Consider the following 19,456-nt stretch of genomic DNA (forward strand, 5'->3'; position numbering starts at 1 on the left):
TAGAGATAATATCATAAGCAAATTTTCATTTCAAGATCTTGACAATTAGTCACGCAGTTCAAGATTTAATTCGAGCTGCGCTTCGCTAACAGTGCTTGGTGCGTTTGTTAATACATCACTTGCACTAGCTGTTTTAGGGAAAGCAATCGTATCGCGAAGATTTGTGCGTCCAGCTAAAAGCATAACTAATCTGTCTAATCCAAGTGCAATACCACCATGTGGAGGTGTTCCATATTCAAAAGCTTCTAATAAGAAACCAAACTGCTCTTTTGCTTCTTCTTCTGAGAATCCTAATAGCTTAAACATTTTCTCTTGAACATCTTTTTCGAATATACGAATAGATCCGCCACCTAGTTCGTAGCCGTTCAGAACTATATCATACGCTTGTGCTTTCATATTACCTGGGTCTGTGTCAAAAAGATCTATGTCTTCACGAGCAGGCATTGTAAATGGATGGTGAGCTGCATAATAACGTTTAGTTGCTTCATCATATTCTAATAACGGCCAATCTACTACCCATAGGAAATTAAACTTACTTTCGTCGATCAGTTGTAAGTCTTTTCCTAGTTTTGAACGAAGAGCACCTAATGAATCTGCCACCACTGACTTCTTATCTGCAACGAATACAAGTAGATCTCCAACAGTTGCTTCAAGTGTTTGCAATAAACCTTTTTGTTCTTCCTCTGTGAAGAATTTAATAATTGGTCCTTTTAAGCCGTCTTCTTCAACCTTTAACCAAGCTAATCCTTTTGCTCCATAAGGTGCAACGAACTCGGCTAATGCATCCATATCTTTTCTGGAGTATTTCTCAGCAGCACCTTTTACATTAATTGACTTAACTTGACCACCGTTAGCTACAACCGTGTTAAACACCTTTAATCCACTATCTTTAACGATTTCACTAACATCGACAAGCTCTAAACCAAATCGTGTATCCGGCTTATCTGAACCGTAACGACCCATTGCTTCATCATAAGTCATTCTTGGAAGTGGCAAATCAATTTCAACGTTCTTCGTTTCTTTCATGATTCTAGCCATCATTTGCTCTGTCATCGACATAATATCGTCTTGACTCATAAATGAAGCTTCAATATCTATTTGAGTAAACTCAGGCTGACGGTCAGCACGTAAATCTTCATCACGGAAGCAGCGAGCAATTTGATAGTATTTATCAAAACCTGAAACCATTAGTAATTGTTTAAAAATTTGAGGTGATTGTGGTAATGCATAAAATTCACCTTCATGCACACGGCTAGGTACTAAATAATCGCGTGCTCCTTCAGGAGTACTTTTTGTTAAAATTGGTGTTTCAATATCTAAAAAGCCATTATCATCTAAAAAGCTTCTCATCGATTTTGTCACATTATGACGCATTTGAATGGTATTCAACAATGCTGGTCTTCTTAAATCTAAATAACGATATTTTAAACGAACATCCTCTGAAACTTCTTCTGATTTATCTTCAATTAGAAATGGCGGGTTTTTAGCTGCATTAATAATTGTTACTTTTTCAACAATTACCTCAATTGTACCAGTTGATACATTTGGATTAATTGTTTCCTCATCACGGCTTACAACCTTACCTGTTATATCTAACACGTACTCACTACGAACTCGCTCTGCAATCGCTAACGCTTCCGGTGAAACCTCCGGGTTAAAAACAACCTGTACTACGCCAGTACGGTCACGTAGGTCGATAAAAATAACTCCTCCCAGATCACGTCTTTTAGCAACCCAACCTTTTAATACAACTTCTTCTCCAATTGCTGATTCTGGAACTTCACCACAATAATATGTTCGGCCAAACATGTAATCCCTCTCCTTTATAACTTAGATGTTAGATATGATATAACTTCTTCTATTGAAACTTCTTCTTGAGTGCCTGTTTCCATATTTTTAACGGCAATCACATTTCTTTCAAGCTCATCATCACCTAGTACCGCCACATATTTTGCTTGATGACGGTCAGCAGATTTAAATTGAGCCTTCATTTTTTTATCTTCATAATCTTTTTCTGCAATAAGACCTGCATTTCTCATTTCATAAAGTAAGGAAACGGCACGATCTTTAGCCTGATCCCCCATTGTAACCACATAACAGTCAATAGATGAAGTAATTGGAAGTTCAATTTTTTCTGCTTCAAGTGCTGCTAATAAACGCTCAATGCTCAAAGCAAAACCAATTCCAGGTGTTTCAGGCCCTCCTATGTCTTGAGCCAATCCATTATAGCGCCCACCACCACATAGAGTGGTAATAGCACCAAAGCCCTCAGCATTACTCATAATTTCAAAAGCGGTATGGTTATAATAATCTAACCCTCTTACTAGTCCTGGATCTACTTCAAATGAGATACCATTTGCACCTAAATAATCTTGAACTTTTTGGAAATACTTCTTAGAATCATCGTTTAAAAATTCTAAAATGGATGGAGCAGTTTCCATTAATTCATGGTCACGATCTTTTTTACAATCTAAGATCCGTAATGGATTTTGCTTCAGACGCGTCTGGCAATCAGAACAAAACTCTTCAATTCGAGGTTCAAAGTGAGCTATTAGTGCTTCACGATGAGCTTTACGACTTTCTGCATCACCTAAGCTATTAATTACTAGCTTTAAGCTCTTTAATCCAAGTGTTTGGTATAAATTCATTGCTAAAGAAATTACTTCTGCATCAATTGCAGGATCATTACTTCCTAATGCTTCTACACCAAATTGGACAAATTGACGAAATCGTCCAGTTTGTGGTCGTTCATATCTAAACATAGGTCCGATATAATAAAGCTTAGTTGGCTGTGATGGATTCGCATAAAGCTTTTTTTCTACAAATGATCTTACAGTTGAAGCTGTTCCCTCAGGCCGAAGAGTAATACTTCTTCCTTTACGATCCAAAAAGGTATACATTTCCTTTTGTACAATATCGGTACTCTCTCCAACACCTCTTGCAAACAACTCCGTATGTTCAAATATTGGCGTGCGAATCTCCTTATACTGATATCTGTTACATAAATCTCTAGCAGTATTCTCAACAAACTGCCATTTCTCAACTTCTCCAGGTAAAATATCCTGAGTTCCTCTAGGAATCTGGAATGACATACTTTCTCCTCCTAATACGAAATGCGGAAGGCGCCCGTTTAACGGCGACAAGCATAAGACGAGTAGGAATAGAAGGTTGCCCTTTACCTTCAATTCCTACTTGGCTTATGACCTCAAGGCAGCCAAAAACGCAACGTCCTGTTGCATTGACTGCACCTGCACGTCCTGTGCTTCGCCGGTGGCGCCTGTAGTTAGACATTAATACTTTTTTAAAAGAACACCACAAATTTTTACAACAAAAAAACTCCCGTCCTACATCATGTAGGGACGAGAGTTATACCCGTGGTTCCACCCTAGTTGAAGCTGTCTAATGACCTCTTCCACTCAATCAGTTAACGCCTGTATACGTCCTGCTCCTACTAAACGAATGTTTTTCAGAGAGAAACCTAAGGAGTGTTCTTCAATAAGTCATCATGTAGAAATGCTTTCAGCCCCGGACATTTCCTCTCTTGTCATGTGTATTCTTATTTACTGTTCTCCCTCAATGGTTCATAAAAATATGTATGTTTCATTGATAAGATTCTATCGAATTTTATCTTATCATACGTATCTTTGCTGTACATTGTCAAGAACGATTTAAATGTTTTTTTAAATTTTTTACCTCGCGTAATGAAATTCCAAACTCTGAGGCAAGTTCAAAGGAGCTTTCATTTTGTTCTTTTGTCATAAAATCATGAAAATCGATTCCAAAAACATCACGTCGTGAATGCATTAATTCACCTTTATCACTATTTCTCATTTTTAACACACCTCTTTTCAGAAAGGATCAAATTTATAATTCCCTTTTTGGAAGAATTTATTTCAGATTTTAAAGGATCATGAAGATCAGTAGAGAATGAATAATTTGGTAGACCTTTAAAAGGAGGACTTTCTCTTGATTCGCAAAAACCGAACCAACATGATTTGTTTCATACTTTTATTTACAGCTTTTTTATTGAATTCTTCTGTTATAAAGGCCGAAAACAAACATGTGATCATAAATGTAGAACAAGACTATGTTAGAAGTGGAGCTGGTCTTACCTATTCAGTTATTGCCAAAGTTAAAAAGGGACAAACATTTAATGTGTTAGAAAAGAAAAGGAACTGGTTTAAAATTAAACTTTCCCCAACTTCTTCAGGATGGATCCCAAGTTGGTTTACTATAAAAGAAAATACTGATTCCAAACTTGCAAATAAAAAAACGACTAATTATGAAGTCATATCACTCGCATCTGGACTTAGAATTCGTTCAGGTCCTGGATTATCTTTTGATATGATTGGAAGCTTTGAATATGGAAAAACAGCAATATATCTTGACAAAAGCGGTGAGTGGACACAAATACTCTATTCGGGTAAAACAGGTTGGGTGTCCAACAGTTACATAGAGAAAACGAATAGGACGTCAACTAGAATGGCAAAGGGAATTGTTACAGCTCCTATTTTAAGTATTAGAGATAAAGGAACTTTCACAGGTAAGGTTCTATCATCACTACCAAAAAACACAGAGGTGATGATTCTTCAAGAAAAAAACAACTGGTATAAAATATCTTTTAAAAATAAAACTGGCTGGGTTGCAGGATGGTTTATCAAAAAAACAGCAGATACCCATTTCGATACAGATTTAAGCAAGTCTGATCAAACCGTAAAAATAATATTCGATGGAACCAATATCCGTTCAGGGACTTCTACGCAGAACACGATTGTGAAAAGAGTCAATTTAGGTGATACATTTCAAATTCTTGAAACAGATGGAGATTGGTATAAGATTGCCCTTGATGACAGAAAAAGTGGATATGTTGCCGGATGGGTTGTTGAAACGAGTGGTGTAACTGATCCAATAAGAAGACCAGGTGCCGCACAATATGTTAAAGGTAAAACAATTGTTATAGACCCTGGACATGGGGGCCAAGATGGTGGAGCAGTTGGCAATGGGGGGACGTTAGAGAAAAATCTTACCCTTACAACAGCAAAGCTAGTATATGATAAGCTGAAATCAGCTGGAGCAAATGTGTTTATCACAAGATCAACAGACACATACATTAGCTTAAATTCAAGAGTCAGCACATCTCATTATCGAAATGCAGAAGCGTTTATAAGTCTTCACTATGACAGTGCTGTTGACCCAAATGCATCAGGTACTTCAGCCTACTTCTATCACTCACTTAAGGATGCACCATTAGCCTTCAGGCTTAACAAAGAGCTAGCTCAACAAACAAGGCTTAATGATCGTGGCGTCAAATTTGGGAATTTCCATGTTCTTAGAGAAAACCATTCACCCGCAGTCCTATTAGAGCTTGGATTTTTAAGTAATCGAACTGAAGAATTAACGATAAACAGTACCAGTTATCAAGAACATGCTTCACAAGGGATCTTTAATGGAATTGCGTACTACTTCAAATAAAGCATACTTGAAAAACAAAAAGGTTAGTTTCCCAACAACTAGTTGGAGAAACTAACCTTTTATTTACTCTCAATAATTAATGTAACAGGACCATCATTTGTAAACTGAACATCCATCATAGCACCAAATGTCCCAGTTTCAACATGCAGCCCCTTTTCTTTTAACTTTTGATTAAACATTTCATATAACTTGTTTGCATAATCTGGCTTTGCTGCATTCATGTAATTAGGACGTCTCCCTTTTCGGCAATCACCATATAAAGTGAATTGTGAAACAGAAAGTACTTCACCTTCTATATCAAGCAAGGAATAATTCATTTTTCCTGATTCATCTTCAAAAATTCTCAAATGAGCGATTTTTTCTGCTAAGTACTCAGCATCTGTCTCAGTGTCGTCATGTGTAATTCCTACAAGTACCATTACACCTGTTTTAATTTTTCCAACAACGTCTCCTTCGACTGTTACTTGAGCATCCTTAGCTCGTTGAACAACTACCTTCACAATAAAACCTACCTTAATTCATCATTCTTCGAACCGAATAAATATCCGGTATTTGTTTAATTCTTTCAACTACCTTTTGCAAGTGATTAATATTTGAGATAGAAATAGCCATATTAATTGTCGCAACTTTATTTCGATCAGATTTACCTGCAACTGACGAAATATTCGTTTTTGTCTCATTCACAGCTTGAAGAACTTCATTTAATAAACCACGACGATCATATCCAAGTATTTCAATTTCAACATTGTATTCCTTACGACTTGATAAAAATTTGATTTTCCCATTCAACATCAATTAATCGCTCTTTAGCATCTTCTGTATGCACATTTGTACAGTCAGATCGGTGAACAGATACTCCTCTACCCTTTGTAATAAATCCAACAATGTCATCCCCTGGAACTGGATTACAGCATTTTGAAAGGCGAATTAATAGATTATCAATACCCTTAACTTGTACACCTGCATCACGCTTACGGGAAGATGTAGAAGGAACTTGTTTTACTTCATTCATTACTTCCTGAATATTCTTTTCCTGTTCCTCTTGGTCACGTTTTTTACGCCAATTTTCTGTTAAGCGGTTGGCTACCTGCAACGCTGTTACACCATTATATCCAACAGCTGCATACATATCTTCTTCATTTGAAAAGTTAAACTTTTCGGCTACCCGTTGCAAATTATCAGATGTCATGACTTCTTTTATATCGAAATCAAGATTTTTGATTTCTTTCTCAACCATTTCTTTTCCTTTTTCAACGTTTTCTTCTCGACGTTGCTTTTTAAAGAATTGGCGGATTTTATTTTTTGCTTGTGAAGTTTGTGCAAGCTTTAACCAATCTTGGCTTGGACCATATGAATGCTTAGACGTTAGGATTTCAATGATGTCACCAGTTTTTAATTTATAATCAAGCGTGACCATTTTGCCATTTATTTTCGCACCTATTGTCTTATTCCCAATTTCGGAATGAATTCGATAAGCAAAATCAATTGGGACAGAACCAGATGGTAATTCAATTACATCTCCTTTAGGAGTGAAAATAAAGACCATATCTGAGAAAAGATCAATTTTTAATGACTCCATAAACTCTTCTGCATTCGTCACATCATTTTGAAATTCTAGTATTTCTCTAAACCATGATAGTTTTTTCTCTAATGTTGTTTTCTCATCAATATCTTTTCCTTCTTTGTAAAGCCCAATGTGCAGCGATTCCATATTCGGCAATCTGATGCATCTCAAATGTTCTAATTTGAACTTCAAGGGGATCTCCTTTAGGTCCAATAACCGTTGTGTGAAGAGATTGGTACATATTAGGCTTTGGCATTGCAATATAATCCTTAAAGCGTCCAGGCATAGGTTTCCAGCAAGTGTGAATAATACCGAGGACAGCATAGCAATCTTTAATGCTATTCACAACAATTCGGACTGCCAAAAGATCATAAATTTCATTAAATTGTTTATTCTGAAGAACCATTTTACGATAAATACTGTAAATATGTTTCGGTCTTCCAGAAAATTCCGCTTCAATATTTACTTCGTCTACACGCTCACGTACTTCATCAATTACTTGATCTAGATACTCTAACCGCTCCTGACGTTTCTTTTTCATTAGATTTACGATTCGATAATATTGCTGTGGATTTAAGTATCTAAGCGATGTATCTTCAAGCTCCCATTTGATTTTTGAAATCCCTAATCTATGAGCTAGAGGAGCAAAAATCTCAAGTGTCTCATTTGAGATACGTCTTTGCTTTTCTTGTGGCAAATGCTTTAACGTTCTCATGTTATGAAGACGGTCTGCTAGTTTGATGAGAATAACCCGGATGTCCTGAGCCATTGCAACAAACATTTTACGATGGTTTTCTGCTTGCTGTTCTTCTTTTGATTTATATTTTATTTTGCCTAGTTTTGTAACACCATCGACGAGCATTGCCACTTCATCATTAAATTCATTGCGCAAATCCTCAAGAGTGACCTCTGTATCCTCCACAACATCATGTAAGAAGCCACCAGCAATTGTTGATGGATCCATCTCTAAATCTACCAATATCCCCGCGACTTGAATAGGATGGATAATATATGGCTCTCCCGATTTACGGAATTGTTCTCTATGTGCTTCTTCAGCAAAATCATAGGCACGTTGAATAAAAGCGGTATCTTCGACTGATAAATATCGCTGTGCCTTTTGAATTACTTGCTCAGAAGATAATACTTGTTCATTAGACATGGAATCACCTTTTTGTATTGAAACTTTGATAAACCTCTAAATAAGGAACTGCGCGAAAAATCTGATTTATTCATGTGAAAATCGAGGTGACGAAAAAATTTCATCAATACGATTAGAAAATTTACTATATTGTAACTATTATCAATAAAAAAAGTGGAGATGTAAAGAGGTACATACTATTTTTTACCTACTCCAATTACTGGATATGTTCCTACTTGAGGAATGATAAGGACCATCTTACAGAAAGTTTGCAAAAAAAGCACCCTTCAGAGTGCTCTTAAGAACAAAGGGGACAGAGTTACCTTATTAACTCTTATCCCCTATCATTTATTTTAGTTCATTAAAATTTCATTAATGTTAATACATCATAGCCATCTAATAATTTACGGCCATCTAAATAAGATAACTCAATTAGAAAAGCAATCCCCGCAACAATACCACCAAGCTCTTCAACAAGTTTAATGGTTGCTTCAATTGTTCCTCCTGTTGCTAATAAATCATCTGTAATTAAAACACGTTGTCCTGGCTTGATCGCATCTTTATGAATAGTTAATACATCTTTCCCATATTCAAGACCATATTCAACACGAACTACTTCACGAGGTAATTTACCCTCTTTACGAACAGGGGCAAAACCTACTCCTAGTGAATAAGCAACAGGGCAACCAATAATAAAGCCACGTGCTTCAGGACCAACAACAAGATCAATATGCTTTTCACGAGCATATTCAACAATTTGGTCTGTCGCATATCTATACGCATCCCCATTATCCATTAATGTTGTAATATCCTTGAATTGAATTCCTGGTTTCGGATAATCAGGTACGACTGTTACGAATTGCTTTAAATCCATTTTTTCTTTGTCCTCCTTATACACCTACAGGCGCATCTAATGGAAATCTTTCTTCAAACCACTGCTTAAGCTGCATGTAAGATGTATATAATAACGTTTTTTCTAGTTCTATTCTCATTTGTTTTTGGGCATATGTTTTCGATTCTGTTAAATCTCGTTTTCGAGTTGAAGAATTTGTCGAAATAACACCATTTTCTATTGTAACAAATTCTAGTTCAAAAAACACCTGTGACATGAACTCAATTGTTTCTTTTGTCCAACCCTTATGAGCAGCTAGTTGTTCACCTTGCTCTTGAAGCTTAAAAGAGCCTTTCTTTAAAAGAAATCCATAATACCATTTAAAGTGTTCTCTTGTCGGAATCGTTGAAAAAAAGTGATCTGAATCTTGTTGAAATACCGAGTAAATTCTTGCAGGCTTTCCTTCAGAAAAAAGCGCATCAAAAGAATCTAGTGATGATGGAATATCCATTAAAATAACATGTTTATTTTGAACAGATAGATTTATGGCATCTTGTTTTGTTTTTAAAAACATAGCTTTTTGTTCGAAGCCTATACTCTTCACATAATCATGCGTTTTTTCCTGAAAAGTAACAATTATGCTTTTATCTATACTTGCTACTGAACTTACTAGCTTGTCCACATTTCTTGTTCCTCTAAAATCAAACAGCTGCCACTCATCAACCTTAATGTCTTGTAACATGATTTGTGGTTTGCGAAGATTATTCCACTCATTAATAGATAGTTCCCCAATTGCTGATAAAGTAACAGAGGGTGAAAGTTCATCATGGATATACCCCATACCAAACCCAACGCAATCAAGCTGACAATCTTCTTGAGAAAAAACCAACTTTAGATGATTTTGTTCAGCACCAATTTTCCGAACATTTGCTAATGTAACATTTTCAATTTGAATAACAGGTTTAGGATTGTTCATTCCAAAGGGTGAAAGAAGCTGCATTTCTTCTATTGAATTAACTGAAATATCTTCTAAATTACAGCTTACATCCACTTTTGTTACCGGTATAAAATCATTTTCTGTTAATATGTTTTGTGCCTTTTCAACAAGTCTTTCTCTTAGTAAATCAACATCATCCAGATTTAGTGTCATACCTGCTGCCATTGGGTGCCCACCAAAATGAGGAAGAATATCGCGACATGTTGATAGATTTTCAAACAAATCAAAGCCAACGATACTTCGAGCTGATCCTTTTGCAATTCCTTTTTCTCTATCAATGCTTAAAACAATTGTTGGACGATAAAAACGATCTACAAGCCTTGATGCAACTATACCAACCACACCTGGATTCCAGCCTTCTCTAGCAATAACTAGAACTGGATGATCCTCGATCGGAAAACGAGTTTCAACCTCCTCAATTGCTTCTTCTGTCATTGTGCTAACAAGTTTCTGACGTTCTTTGTTAAGAGAATCAATTTCCTCTGCAATAGCTGCAGCTTCCTCTTCATCTTCAGAAAGAAGAAGATCCACTGCGGGGTCAGCTGATTGTAAACGACCAACTGCATTAATTCGCGGCCCCAGTGCAAAACCTATCGTATCCTCATTTATTTCATCCATCTTGACATTGGCAATTTTCAACAATGCTTTTAGTCCAATACGTTTTGTTGTTTTTAACTGATTTATACCTTTTTTAGCTATTAATCTATTTTCATCATGAAGTGCTACTAAATCTGCAATTGTTCCTATTGCTGCTACTTCTAATAAATCAGTTGGAACGTCACCAAGCAGAGCATGACTTAATTTAAAGGCAACTCCAACCCCAGCAAGCTCTTTAAAAGGATAGGTACACCCTGGTTGTTTTGGATGGATAATCGCAATTGCTTCTGGAAGGATCGGACCTGGCTCATGGTGGTCAGTAATAATCAAGTCTACCCCTAATTCTTTTGCCACTTGAGCTTCATGAACTGCTGCAATTCCTGTATCGACTGTAATGATTAAAGAAAAACCCTTTTCATGTGCATGTCTAAAAGCAGCTTCATTTGGTCCATATCCCTCGGTAAATCGATTTGGAATATAGAAATCTACGTTTGCACCCAGTGTACGTAAAGCTGTTAATAATACAGTTGTACTGCTTACTCCATCAGCATCATAATCTCCATAAACTAATATATGCTCATTTTGTTCTATCGCCGTTTTTATTCGGTGGACAGCCTTGTCCATATCTTTTAGAAGAAACGGATCATGAAAAGATTGTTTTTCAATTTCCAAGAATTCACGTGCTTCTTCTACTGAATGTATGCCTCTATTTACAAGTAAAGATGCGACTAACGGTGTAATGGATAAGTTATCAATTAGTGTCCCAATTAAGGTTTCATCAGATGATTGAACCATCCATCTTGTTTTTGCCTTTAACATAGTTTCACCCCTCAACCATCCCATTATACAAGAGTGGTCAAGGGGTTTCAATTTAAGGATTATTCCAGAAGTAAATAGGCTTGATTACTAAGCACCAGATGTTGGTTCATGATCCATTTCTTCCTTTTTGTTATCAAGATCTGTTACATTCTTTTCTTTTTCGTCCTTTAACGTTTCTAGCTCCGTTATTAATTTCGCATTTTCTTTTTCAGCAACTTTCAATCTTCGGTGGATTGTTAAAATTCTAACAACTCCTGCAGATGCAATAATAAATCCTCCCATAAAAACTGAACCTAAAATAATTAGTACAAGGGGCCATTCTGCTTTTCCAAATAAATAATCAACCTCAACTGGCTCAACATTTATAACTGCAAAGATGGCAATAATGATGGCAAAAATAATGGCTAGAATTAAACTCCATTGACGTTTCATTTGTATTCCTCCCTTCTTCTAAGGTGAGTAAGGGTTAATATGTACCATTACATTTTGTACGTGTTCATGCTCACTCATTAGCTTTTCTTTTACAAGCTTCCCTATGTTATGACCTTCTTCAACCGTTATGTGAGGGTCAACGGAAACTTTAATATCTACGATAACATAATGTCCATGTTCTCTGGCATGCAACTCATCAATTTTTTTAACCTCACTTATTTTACTCACTGTATCCTTAAGATCAACAACATCTTCATCATGCAAAACATGATCAAGTGTTGTATGAATTGATTCAGCACCAAGCTTCCAGGCCATCTTTATAACCAATATAGCTACAAATAGTCCTGCAACAGGATCTGCATAAACAAGCCAGTCTATTCCCATCTTTTGACCAATTATCGCGGCACCAATACCAGCCAAAGCAGCTATGGAAGAATAAACATCTGAGCGATGCTCATAAGCATTTACAATGATAGCATCACTTTTTATTCTTTTACCCAATTTAAACTTATATCGAAACATCCATTCTTTAACTACAATTGACAATATGACTGCATATATTGCAAGTGGCTTCGGTGCTTCAATTTCCTCAAAAAAAGACTCGAAGGAAGATTTACCAATTTCAAGTCCTACTAAAAACAAAAGAACAGCTACAATAATGGCAGCAATTGACTCTGCTTTTCCATGTCCATAAGGATGATCTTCATCAGGGGGCTGTTTTGCAGCACGTACACCTATGAAAACAGCTAATGACCCTGCCACATCTGATGCAGAGTGAACAGCATCTGCTACTAATGCACGACTTTCTGCAATAACACCAACTGCCCCTTTCACAATTGCAAGTACAATATTTCCAACTACTCCAATCATGGCAGCAAACTCAGCTTGCTTAAATCGATCATTTTTCCCCATATCTTCACCTCTTTTGCTCTTACCTATAGTTTAACCAACTGTTTACAATAAATGAGGGTTATCCCATCTCATTGTATTATTTCGTAAACACATGTGGTTACTTTAAATAATAACAAATTAGAGAGGGATAACCCTTAATTTTTATACTTGTGGTTCGTCACTTACCTGAGAAGGAACATCCTTCTTTTTAGTTAATTGCTTTCCTTTCCAAATTAGCCATAGCTGAGCAGCAATAAATAACGAAGAATAGGTGCCCGAAACCAATCCAACTAGTAAAGCAATCGAGAAATTCGTAATTGAAGCACTACCAAAGATCATTAGCGCTATAACAGCAATAACAACAGTCAATACTGTATTAAGGGATCTAGTAAAGGTTTGCTGTAAACTGCGATTTACAATTAACTGTAAATCTTCAACAGTTTTAACCTTTTTCTTCTTGTATAGCTCTCTAATCCGGTCAAACGTTACAATTGTATCATTAATTGAGTAACCGACAATTGTTAACACCGCTGCAATAAAGGTAATGTCAACCTCTAAACGGGTAATACTGAAGAAAGCAATGATAAAGAATGCGTCATGAAGCAAGGCAACAATCGACGCGAGCGCCATATAAAACTCAAATCGAATTGCTACATAAATGATGATTCCAATGGAAGCGATCAATATCCCGTACATTGCATTTCTTGCAAGCTCTTTTCCAACAGTTGGAGAAACTGTACTTACATTTGGATCCATACCATATAATTCATTAAAATGACTTTTTACTTCCGCAATTTCTTGTTGATCTAGAACACCGATAAATCTAGCAACACCAATTTCATTGTTATTACCAGCTAAGACTACATCATCAGCTTCTAGACCTAGTTTTTCCATTTCATCGTTTACTTCTTGGGTTGTTAAGCTTTTATCTGCTTGAACCTCAACACGTGTACCACTTGCAAAATCAATTCCAAGATTCAAACGGAATACAACTAAAATGACAATGCCTGCAAATACAAGAATTGTTGATAACATGAAAAATTTCTTGCGATGTTTTAAGAAATCAACATTATCAAAACGAGTAGGTGCAATCGTATCATCATCTGTTTCTTCAATACTGATGATATGCTCTTTCTTCACACCAAAATACCCTTTTTTCTTATCAAGCCAACGGCTCTCTACTAAAAGTCCAAGCAAGATTCTTGATAAAAATACAGCCGTTAAGAAGCTTACAATAATACTAATGATTAACATTGTGGCAAAGCCTTTAACAGAACTTGTCCCAAAGAAAAAGAGAACAGCTCCTGCTAGAATGGTTGTAATATTCGCATCAAAAATCGTTGCAAACGATCGTCTTGATCCAGCCTTAAAGGCAGACCGAACTGTACGCCCAAGTTTTAATTCTTCTTTAATTCGTTCATATGTGATAATATTCGCATCAACTGCCATTCCGACACCAAGAATAAGTGCAGCAATACCTGGTAATGTTAAAACACCATTCATCCAATCGAACACTTGAAGAATTAAGTATATGTACGTTGAAAGAGTAATTATCGCAATCAAACCTGGTAAACGATAGAAGAATAACATGAATAGGAAAATGATAGCTATTCCTACAATTCCAGCCAGAACTGTTTGATCTAATGCCTGCTCACCAAACTGAGCTCCTACAGATGTTGAATACATCTCTGTTAATTTAACTGGAAGAGAACCTGCATTTAATAAATTCGCTAAATCCTGTGCTTCTTGAATTGTAAAATTTCCTGTAATTGTAACATCTGTTTGATTGAACACTTGATCAACATTTGGTGCAGAAAGATATTTTGGATCTTGCTTAGTTGCTTCTTCTTGGAATGAATCTCCCTCTTCATAATCAAGCCAAATAACAAGTTGATTATAAGGGGCATTCCCCACAATTTCTTCTGTTACTTCTTTAAACTTCGTTGCATCTTTTAATTGAATCGCAACATTAGGCTTTCCTTGCTCATCAAATGATTGCTTCGCTCCACCTTCTACTAAGTCAGAGCCGTTAAGCATTTCTTTGTCTTCATAATCTCGGAAAGTTAATTCAGCTTGTGTAGATAAAATTTCCCGTGCTTTATTTTGATCACTTACACCTGCAAGTTGAACACGAATTCGATCTTCACCTTCAATCTGAATATTCGGTTCACTTACTCCAAGGACATTTGCACGCTTTTGCAGAGCATTAACTGTACTTACAAGCACATCCCTTGTAATTTCGTCCCCTTCGTTTGCTGGTTCAACTTCATATAGAATTTCGAAAGCCCCCTGCAAATCTAGTCCCAAAATAATGTTGCTTGTTGCCCTATTTGTATTTAGGCCAATAATACTACCTACTACTAGGACAAGTAGAAAAAACGCAATTATGCGTCCGCGCTTAACCATTATGTATCCTCCTTAATTTCCACAAAACGAAATGATGTAAAGCCGATAATAACTTACTAAAGATGCAGGCTTTGTTTATTTTACAAGGTTAACATTCCCCATCAAATTATACGCTTTTAAAAGATGCAGAATCAATGTTAAATCAAACCTTTTAACAAATCTTTACCTTCGTCACTTTCGAACCAATTTCCTCCTTTAAATGATTCAACAGTGGCATAGTTCATAAAATCTCCAACTTTTAATGAAAGAATATCACGCACAACCTCATGTACATAAAGTTCAGGTGTTTTTTTCCATTTTTTTGTTTTTAGAAATGACCAAAGCTTTTCTTCAGAAACATCCTCATAGCCTAAAATCATAAATTCTTCTAATTTGCTCTTAATTGCAGGTTTCACATGATGACGGAATTCATCAATTGGCTGCTTATTCATTATTATTACACTCCTTTTACGAGACATTTTAAGGGGTATGTTAAGGAAGTACCACACAATCCTATATAACTTGTCATGCTTGGCCTATTGAGTCGCATATAGTAATTGTATAGTATTCCACGTTATTTGAGAAGGCAGGGAGAGAAATGTCAAAGCAAACGTTTCTAAAAGGAACGCTCATATTAATCTTGGCAGGATTTATAACCCGTGTATTAGGATTTATTAACCGAATAGTTGTTGCCCGTTTCATCGGAGAAGAAGGGGTTGGTTTATATAACATGGCCGTCCCAACCCTTGTTTTAGCGATTACCATTACACAACTTGGATTACCTGTTGCCATTTCAAAGCTTGTTGCAGAAGCGGAAGCAAAAGGTGATTCTCGTAAGGTAAAGAAAATACTTGTTGTTTCGTTATCAGTAACCGGAACTCTAAGTATCATTTTCACACCAACTATGATGCTTCTCGCACCATTTTTATCTGAGCATGTTTTTACAGATCAACGTACATATTGGCCATTGCTGGCAATTGCCCCCGTAGTTCCGATCGTGGCAATTTCCTCTGTTATCCGCGGCTACTTTCAAGGACGGCAAAATATGCGACCTGCTGCCATTTCCCAAGTGTTAGAGCAAGTTGTTCGTATTTCGTTGGTTGCAATATGTACAAGTGCCTTTTTACCATATGGAATTGAATTTGCCGCAGCTGGCGCAATGATTTCAGCTGTTGTTGGAGAATTGGTTTCACTTATCTACTTGGCAGCCATGTTTAAAGTGAAAAAGAAAATAAGAATTAGAAGAAAATTCTTTAAATCTGTTAAAAATGGAAAAGAAACATTTAATCAATTAATGGGTATCGCACTTCCAACAACAGGAAGTCGATTTATCGGATCACTTTCATGGTTCTTTGAACCAATTGTTGTTGCAAACAGCCTTGCTATAGCAGGAGTTGCCACAGCTGTTGCTACAAAACAATATGGAGGTCTTACAGGATATGCAATACCTTTATTGATGCTGCCTTCATTCATTACATATTCTTTATCTACCTCCCTTGTTCCTGCAATAAGTGAGGCAATGGCTAATAATCAGCTAAAGCTCGTTGAACATCGCTTGCAGCAAGCTTTAAGACTCTCACTTGTAAGTGGTGGGTTGGCATGTGTTGTGTTATATGTTTTTTCGGAACCTTTAATGAGCATCATGTATGGCAGCAGTAAATCTGCTATTTTCGTTCAAGTGATGGCACCATTTTTTATTTTTCATTATTTCCAAGGACCTTTACAGGCAGTGCTACAAGCTTTAGACTTAGCAAAAGCTGCTATGATTAATAGTTTAATAGGTTCAGCTGTCAAAACAGCTCTTATCTTCGTATTAGCAACAAGACCTTCTCTCGGTATTATGGGTGCTGCTTTGGCTATCGTCATAGGTATTATGCTTGTTACTCTTTTACATTTTGCAACAGTCATAAAAGTTGTTCCATTTACAATTCACATTAGAGACTATATTAAGAGTGGAATGACAATGGTCATAGCCGGTGTGACAGGATATTTATTTTACGAAAATGTCGTAATGGAATTCCCGATCATTTTAAGGTTAATCACATCTTTAACCGTTACCTCACTCATTTATTGCTTCTTACTTTTAGTGTTAAAACTTGTAGAAAAAGACGAAATACAACGCATTCCTTTTGTAGGTCATTTTCTTGCTCGATTAATACCAGCAAAATAAAAATATCTTTTCTATTCGTGCAATTGAGTTATGCTCAATTGCTTTTTTTACATAAAAAAAGGTGAAAGTCAATGCGACCTCCACCAACATTAGTTTTTATCTTCGTCCTTCAAATCAATGAAGAAAATGCCTTTTCCATATGTGCATAACGAAATTTGCTTTGTATCTTTATATCCAAGCTTCCGAAGTTGCTGTCTTAACCATAAGTTGTTTTTGTTAATCGTGAGCAAATTCTCATCTTGAATGTTTCCATCAACAATTAGAGGAAGCTGAAGCTCTGGCTGCTTTTTATTTTTTTTCTGTCTTTCAATGACTGAAAGTTTCCCTGTCGGCTCCAAGATAGCAAATTCAACATCTGCAACATTGTTGATGTTTTTATCACGTAGCTGTGTCATCAAATCATCAAAGTTATATCTTTGTGTTCTCATGGCTTGTTCATCTACTTTTCCACGATTTATAATAATTGTCGGCTTTCCGTCTAAAATATGCCTGATTTTTTGATTTTTGAGAGATAAATATGCTAATGAAATCTGAATGATCATTAGAATCAGCATAGGAATAACTGTATTTATTAATGGGTCACTTGGGGCCTCAATTGCTGTTACTGCCATTTCTGCAATCATGATAAAGACCACTAAGTCCAATATGCTCAACTCACCAATTTCTCTCTTTCCCATAAGCCTAAAAATAAGAACAATGAGAAAGTAAAGAAATAGGGTGCGAGCCAAGATCGTTATGTAAAATTCCACTTTTCATGGCCTCCTTTTATCTAATTGCTTAACACTTATTTTGAACGATAACTTAACTTTTATGTAAACATTTCATCTACATCGTAAAGTTTAGAAGATATCGAAAATAAACGTAAACAGAGGAGATACCAAGTGAGATAATAACGATTGGAAAACCAACTTTAAGAAATTCGATAAAATTGATATGCTCTTTTTCCTTTGCTGCAAGTCCCGCAACAACTAAATTAGAGCTTGCACCTAATAATGTCCCGTTTCCTCCTAAGCAAGCTCCTAATGCCAAAGACCACCATAAAGGATCTAAATTTGTCATTCCGTAATCTTTAAACTCGATAATCATCGGAATCATTGCTGCTACAAAAGGGATATTATCAACAAAACCTGATAAAATACCTGTCATCCATAAAATAAGCATTGATGTTTTAGGTAAATCACCCTCTGTGTAAAATACCATTCCACGTGCAAGCTCATCAATAACCCCTACTTCTTCAAGCCCGCCAATTAACATAAATAATCCTACGAAGAAAAATAATGTTCCCCATTCAACTTGTTTAAAAACCTCATCAGGCTTGTATTCATCGTGAGTAAGCAATAATAACAATAATGCCCCTGCTAATGCAACACTCGTAAGATCAATGTGTAAAATAGGATTTAAGACAAAGCCAGCAATAGTCATAAGTAAAACGAAAATGGACTTTGGTAACGCCGGTGTTAGTTTTAGATAGTTACTCGCCTTAATCGACGCTAGCTTTTTTTGATCAATCGTGTCAACCTGAAGCTTTGGCCAATAAATCGCGATTAAGTAAATCAAAACAACTCCATAGATAATCAACACAATTGGACTTAAATGAGTAATAAAAGCATTGAACGTTAAATGCTCAACTGCTTGACCAATCATGATATTTGGAGGATCTCCAATTAGTGTAGCTGTTCCACCAATATTTGAAGCGATAATAATTGTAATTAGATAAGGAATGGCTGGTATATCTAACATTCTCACGATTGTAAGGATAATTGGAACAAGTAGAAGCACCATCGTCACATTTGCAAGAAAAGCTGATCCAATAGCTGTTAACGTAGAGATAACAATAAGAAGTGGAATAGGCCTCCCTTTTACTACTTTAGCCATTATAATTGCTACAAACTCAAATACACCTGTTTGACTTGTAATAATGACAATCAGCATCATCGCGAATAACAGCGAAATTGTATTCCAATCTATGTACGTAAGAAATGCCTTGTTTATATCATAAATTCCAACAATAAGCATAGCGACTCCACCCAAACCAGCCGCTAAAGCACGATCAATTTTTTCCGTCATTATAACAAAATAAGTAATAAGAAAGATGATAACTGTTAAAGTGGTAAGCATTATTTATCCTCCTTGATAGTAAACACCATTTAAAAGCAGCC

Annotated in this window: 14 protein-coding genes, 1 pseudogene and 1 other annotated feature; of the genes and pseudogenes, 2 read left to right on the plus strand and 13 right to left on the minus strand. The window is 36.1% G+C overall.

Features of this window, described 5'->3' with window-relative positions; all coding sequences use genetic code 11:
- Positions 1-45: 45 nt before the first annotated feature.
- The 3 genes from aspS to MVE64_RS06200 all read right to left on the minus strand — a co-directional run bounded on the left by aspS (position 46) and on the right by MVE64_RS06200 (position 3,831).
- A complete protein-coding gene (gene aspS, locus MVE64_RS06190) occupies positions 46-1,809 on the minus strand; it encodes an aspartate--tRNA ligase (protein ID WP_247344710.1) in 1,764 nt (587 codons plus the stop codon).
- Positions 1,810-1,823: 14 nt separating this feature from the next.
- Entirely contained in the window at positions 1,824-3,092 is a 1,269-nt protein-coding gene (hisS, locus tag MVE64_RS06195) for a histidine--tRNA ligase (RefSeq protein ID WP_247344713.1), read from the minus strand.
- Positions 3,093-3,352: 260 nt separating this feature from the next.
- Positions 3,353-3,586: a binding site (T-box leader), on the minus strand.
- 71 nt (positions 3,587-3,657) lie between these two features.
- Entirely contained in the window at positions 3,658-3,831 is a 174-nt protein-coding gene (locus MVE64_RS06200) for a hypothetical protein (protein ID WP_176551115.1), read from the minus strand.
- 135 nt (positions 3,832-3,966) lie between these two features.
- Here MVE64_RS06200 and MVE64_RS06205 point away from each other — a divergent pair, with 135 nt between their 5' ends.
- Positions 3,967-5,472, plus strand: coding sequence for an N-acetylmuramoyl-L-alanine amidase family protein (locus MVE64_RS06205; RefSeq protein ID WP_247344716.1), 1,506 nt, complete (start codon positions 3,967-3,969; stop codon positions 5,470-5,472).
- Positions 5,473-5,531: 59 nt separating this feature from the next.
- Here MVE64_RS06205 and dtd read toward each other — a convergent pair whose 3' ends face one another.
- The 8 genes and pseudogenes from dtd to MVE64_RS06245 all read right to left on the minus strand — a co-directional run bounded on the left by dtd (position 5,532) and on the right by MVE64_RS06245 (position 15,579).
- The gene (dtd, locus tag MVE64_RS06210) at positions 5,532-5,972 is read right to left on the minus strand and encodes a D-aminoacyl-tRNA deacylase (RefSeq protein WP_247344719.1); all 441 of its coding nucleotides are present in this window, start codon (positions 5,970-5,972) and stop codon (positions 5,532-5,534) included.
- 13 nt (positions 5,973-5,985) lie between these two features.
- A pseudogene (locus MVE64_RS06215) lies at positions 5,986-8,195 on the minus strand (RelA/SpoT family protein).
- A gap of 340 nt (positions 8,196-8,535) precedes the next feature.
- Entirely contained in the window at positions 8,536-9,048 is a 513-nt protein-coding gene (locus MVE64_RS06220; protein WP_098797935.1) for an adenine phosphoribosyltransferase, read from the minus strand.
- A gap of 16 nt (positions 9,049-9,064) precedes the next feature.
- Positions 9,065-11,419, minus strand: a complete 2,355-nt coding sequence (gene recJ, locus MVE64_RS06225; protein WP_247344721.1) for a single-stranded-DNA-specific exonuclease RecJ — start codon at positions 11,417-11,419, stop codon at positions 9,065-9,067.
- An 87-nt stretch (positions 11,420-11,506) separates the two neighbouring features.
- On the minus strand, positions 11,507-11,851 hold the full coding sequence (locus MVE64_RS06230) for a LapA family protein (RefSeq protein ID WP_098799741.1): 345 nt from the start codon (positions 11,849-11,851) through the stop codon (positions 11,507-11,509).
- A gap of 18 nt (positions 11,852-11,869) precedes the next feature.
- On the minus strand, positions 11,870-12,763 hold the full coding sequence (locus tag MVE64_RS06235; RefSeq protein ID WP_247344724.1) for a cation diffusion facilitator family transporter: 894 nt from the start codon (positions 12,761-12,763) through the stop codon (positions 11,870-11,872).
- A gap of 141 nt (positions 12,764-12,904) precedes the next feature.
- Complete coding sequence (gene secDF, locus MVE64_RS06240; protein ID WP_247344727.1) at positions 12,905-15,148, minus strand: protein translocase subunit SecDF; 2,244 nt, start codon at positions 15,146-15,148, stop codon at positions 12,905-12,907.
- Positions 15,149-15,285: 137 nt separating this feature from the next.
- Entirely contained in the window at positions 15,286-15,579 is a 294-nt protein-coding gene (locus tag MVE64_RS06245; RefSeq protein ID WP_098798779.1) for a post-transcriptional regulator, read from the minus strand.
- Between the two features lie 146 nt (positions 15,580-15,725).
- Between MVE64_RS06245 and spoVB the strand changes: the two genes are divergently transcribed.
- Positions 15,726-17,297, plus strand: coding sequence for a stage V sporulation protein B (spoVB, locus tag MVE64_RS06250; protein ID WP_247344730.1), 1,572 nt, complete (start codon positions 15,726-15,728; stop codon positions 17,295-17,297).
- An 89-nt stretch (positions 17,298-17,386) separates the two neighbouring features.
- Here spoVB and MVE64_RS06255 read toward each other — a convergent pair whose 3' ends face one another.
- Both MVE64_RS06255 and MVE64_RS06260 read right to left on the minus strand, forming a co-directional pair.
- Entirely contained in the window at positions 17,387-18,046 is a 660-nt protein-coding gene (locus tag MVE64_RS06255) for a DUF421 domain-containing protein (RefSeq protein ID WP_231307937.1), read from the minus strand.
- A 76-nt stretch (positions 18,047-18,122) separates the two neighbouring features.
- The gene (locus MVE64_RS06260) at positions 18,123-19,415 is read right to left on the minus strand and encodes an ArsB/NhaD family transporter (RefSeq protein WP_247344733.1); all 1,293 of its coding nucleotides are present in this window, start codon (positions 19,413-19,415) and stop codon (positions 18,123-18,125) included.
- Positions 19,416-19,456 lie beyond the last annotated feature (41 nt).

It is taken from the genome of Metabacillus endolithicus (assembly GCF_023078335.1).
Lineage (GTDB): Bacteria > Bacillota > Bacilli > Bacillales > Bacillaceae > Metabacillus > Metabacillus endolithicus.

What these genes read in the sequence shown, in the direction of transcription:
- MVE64_RS06220 (WP_098797935.1), bottom strand. Translation starts at nt 9,048, where the DNA reads ATGGATTTAAAGCAATTCGTAACAGTCGTACCTGATTATCCGAAACCA.
- spoVB (WP_247344730.1), top strand. Translation starts at nt 15,726, where the DNA reads ATGTCAAAGCAAACGTTTCTAAAAGGAACGCTCATATTAATCTTGGCA.
- secDF (WP_247344727.1), bottom strand. Translation starts at nt 15,148, where the DNA reads ATGGTTAAGCGCGGACGCATAATTGCGTTTTTTCTACTTGTCCTAGTA.
- MVE64_RS06230 (WP_098799741.1), bottom strand. Translation starts at nt 11,851, where the DNA reads ATGAAACGTCAATGGAGTTTAATTCTAGCCATTATTTTTGCCATCATT.
- MVE64_RS06260 (WP_247344733.1), bottom strand. Translation starts at nt 19,415, where the DNA reads ATGCTTACCACTTTAACAGTTATCATCTTTCTTATTACTTATTTTGTT.
- aspS (WP_247344710.1), bottom strand. Translation starts at nt 1,809, where the DNA reads ATGTTTGGCCGAACATATTATTGTGGTGAAGTTCCAGAATCAGCAATT.
- recJ (WP_247344721.1), bottom strand. Translation starts at nt 11,419, where the DNA reads ATGTTAAAGGCAAAAACAAGATGGATGGTTCAATCATCTGATGAAACC.
- MVE64_RS06235 (WP_247344724.1), bottom strand. Translation starts at nt 12,763, where the DNA reads ATGGGGAAAAATGATCGATTTAAGCAAGCTGAGTTTGCTGCCATGATT.
- MVE64_RS06245 (WP_098798779.1), bottom strand. Translation starts at nt 15,579, where the DNA reads ATGAATAAGCAGCCAATTGATGAATTCCGTCATCATGTGAAACCTGCA.
- MVE64_RS06200 (WP_176551115.1), bottom strand. Translation starts at nt 3,831, where the DNA reads ATGAGAAATAGTGATAAAGGTGAATTAATGCATTCACGACGTGATGTT.
- hisS (WP_247344713.1), bottom strand. Translation starts at nt 3,092, where the DNA reads ATGTCATTCCAGATTCCTAGAGGAACTCAGGATATTTTACCTGGAGAA.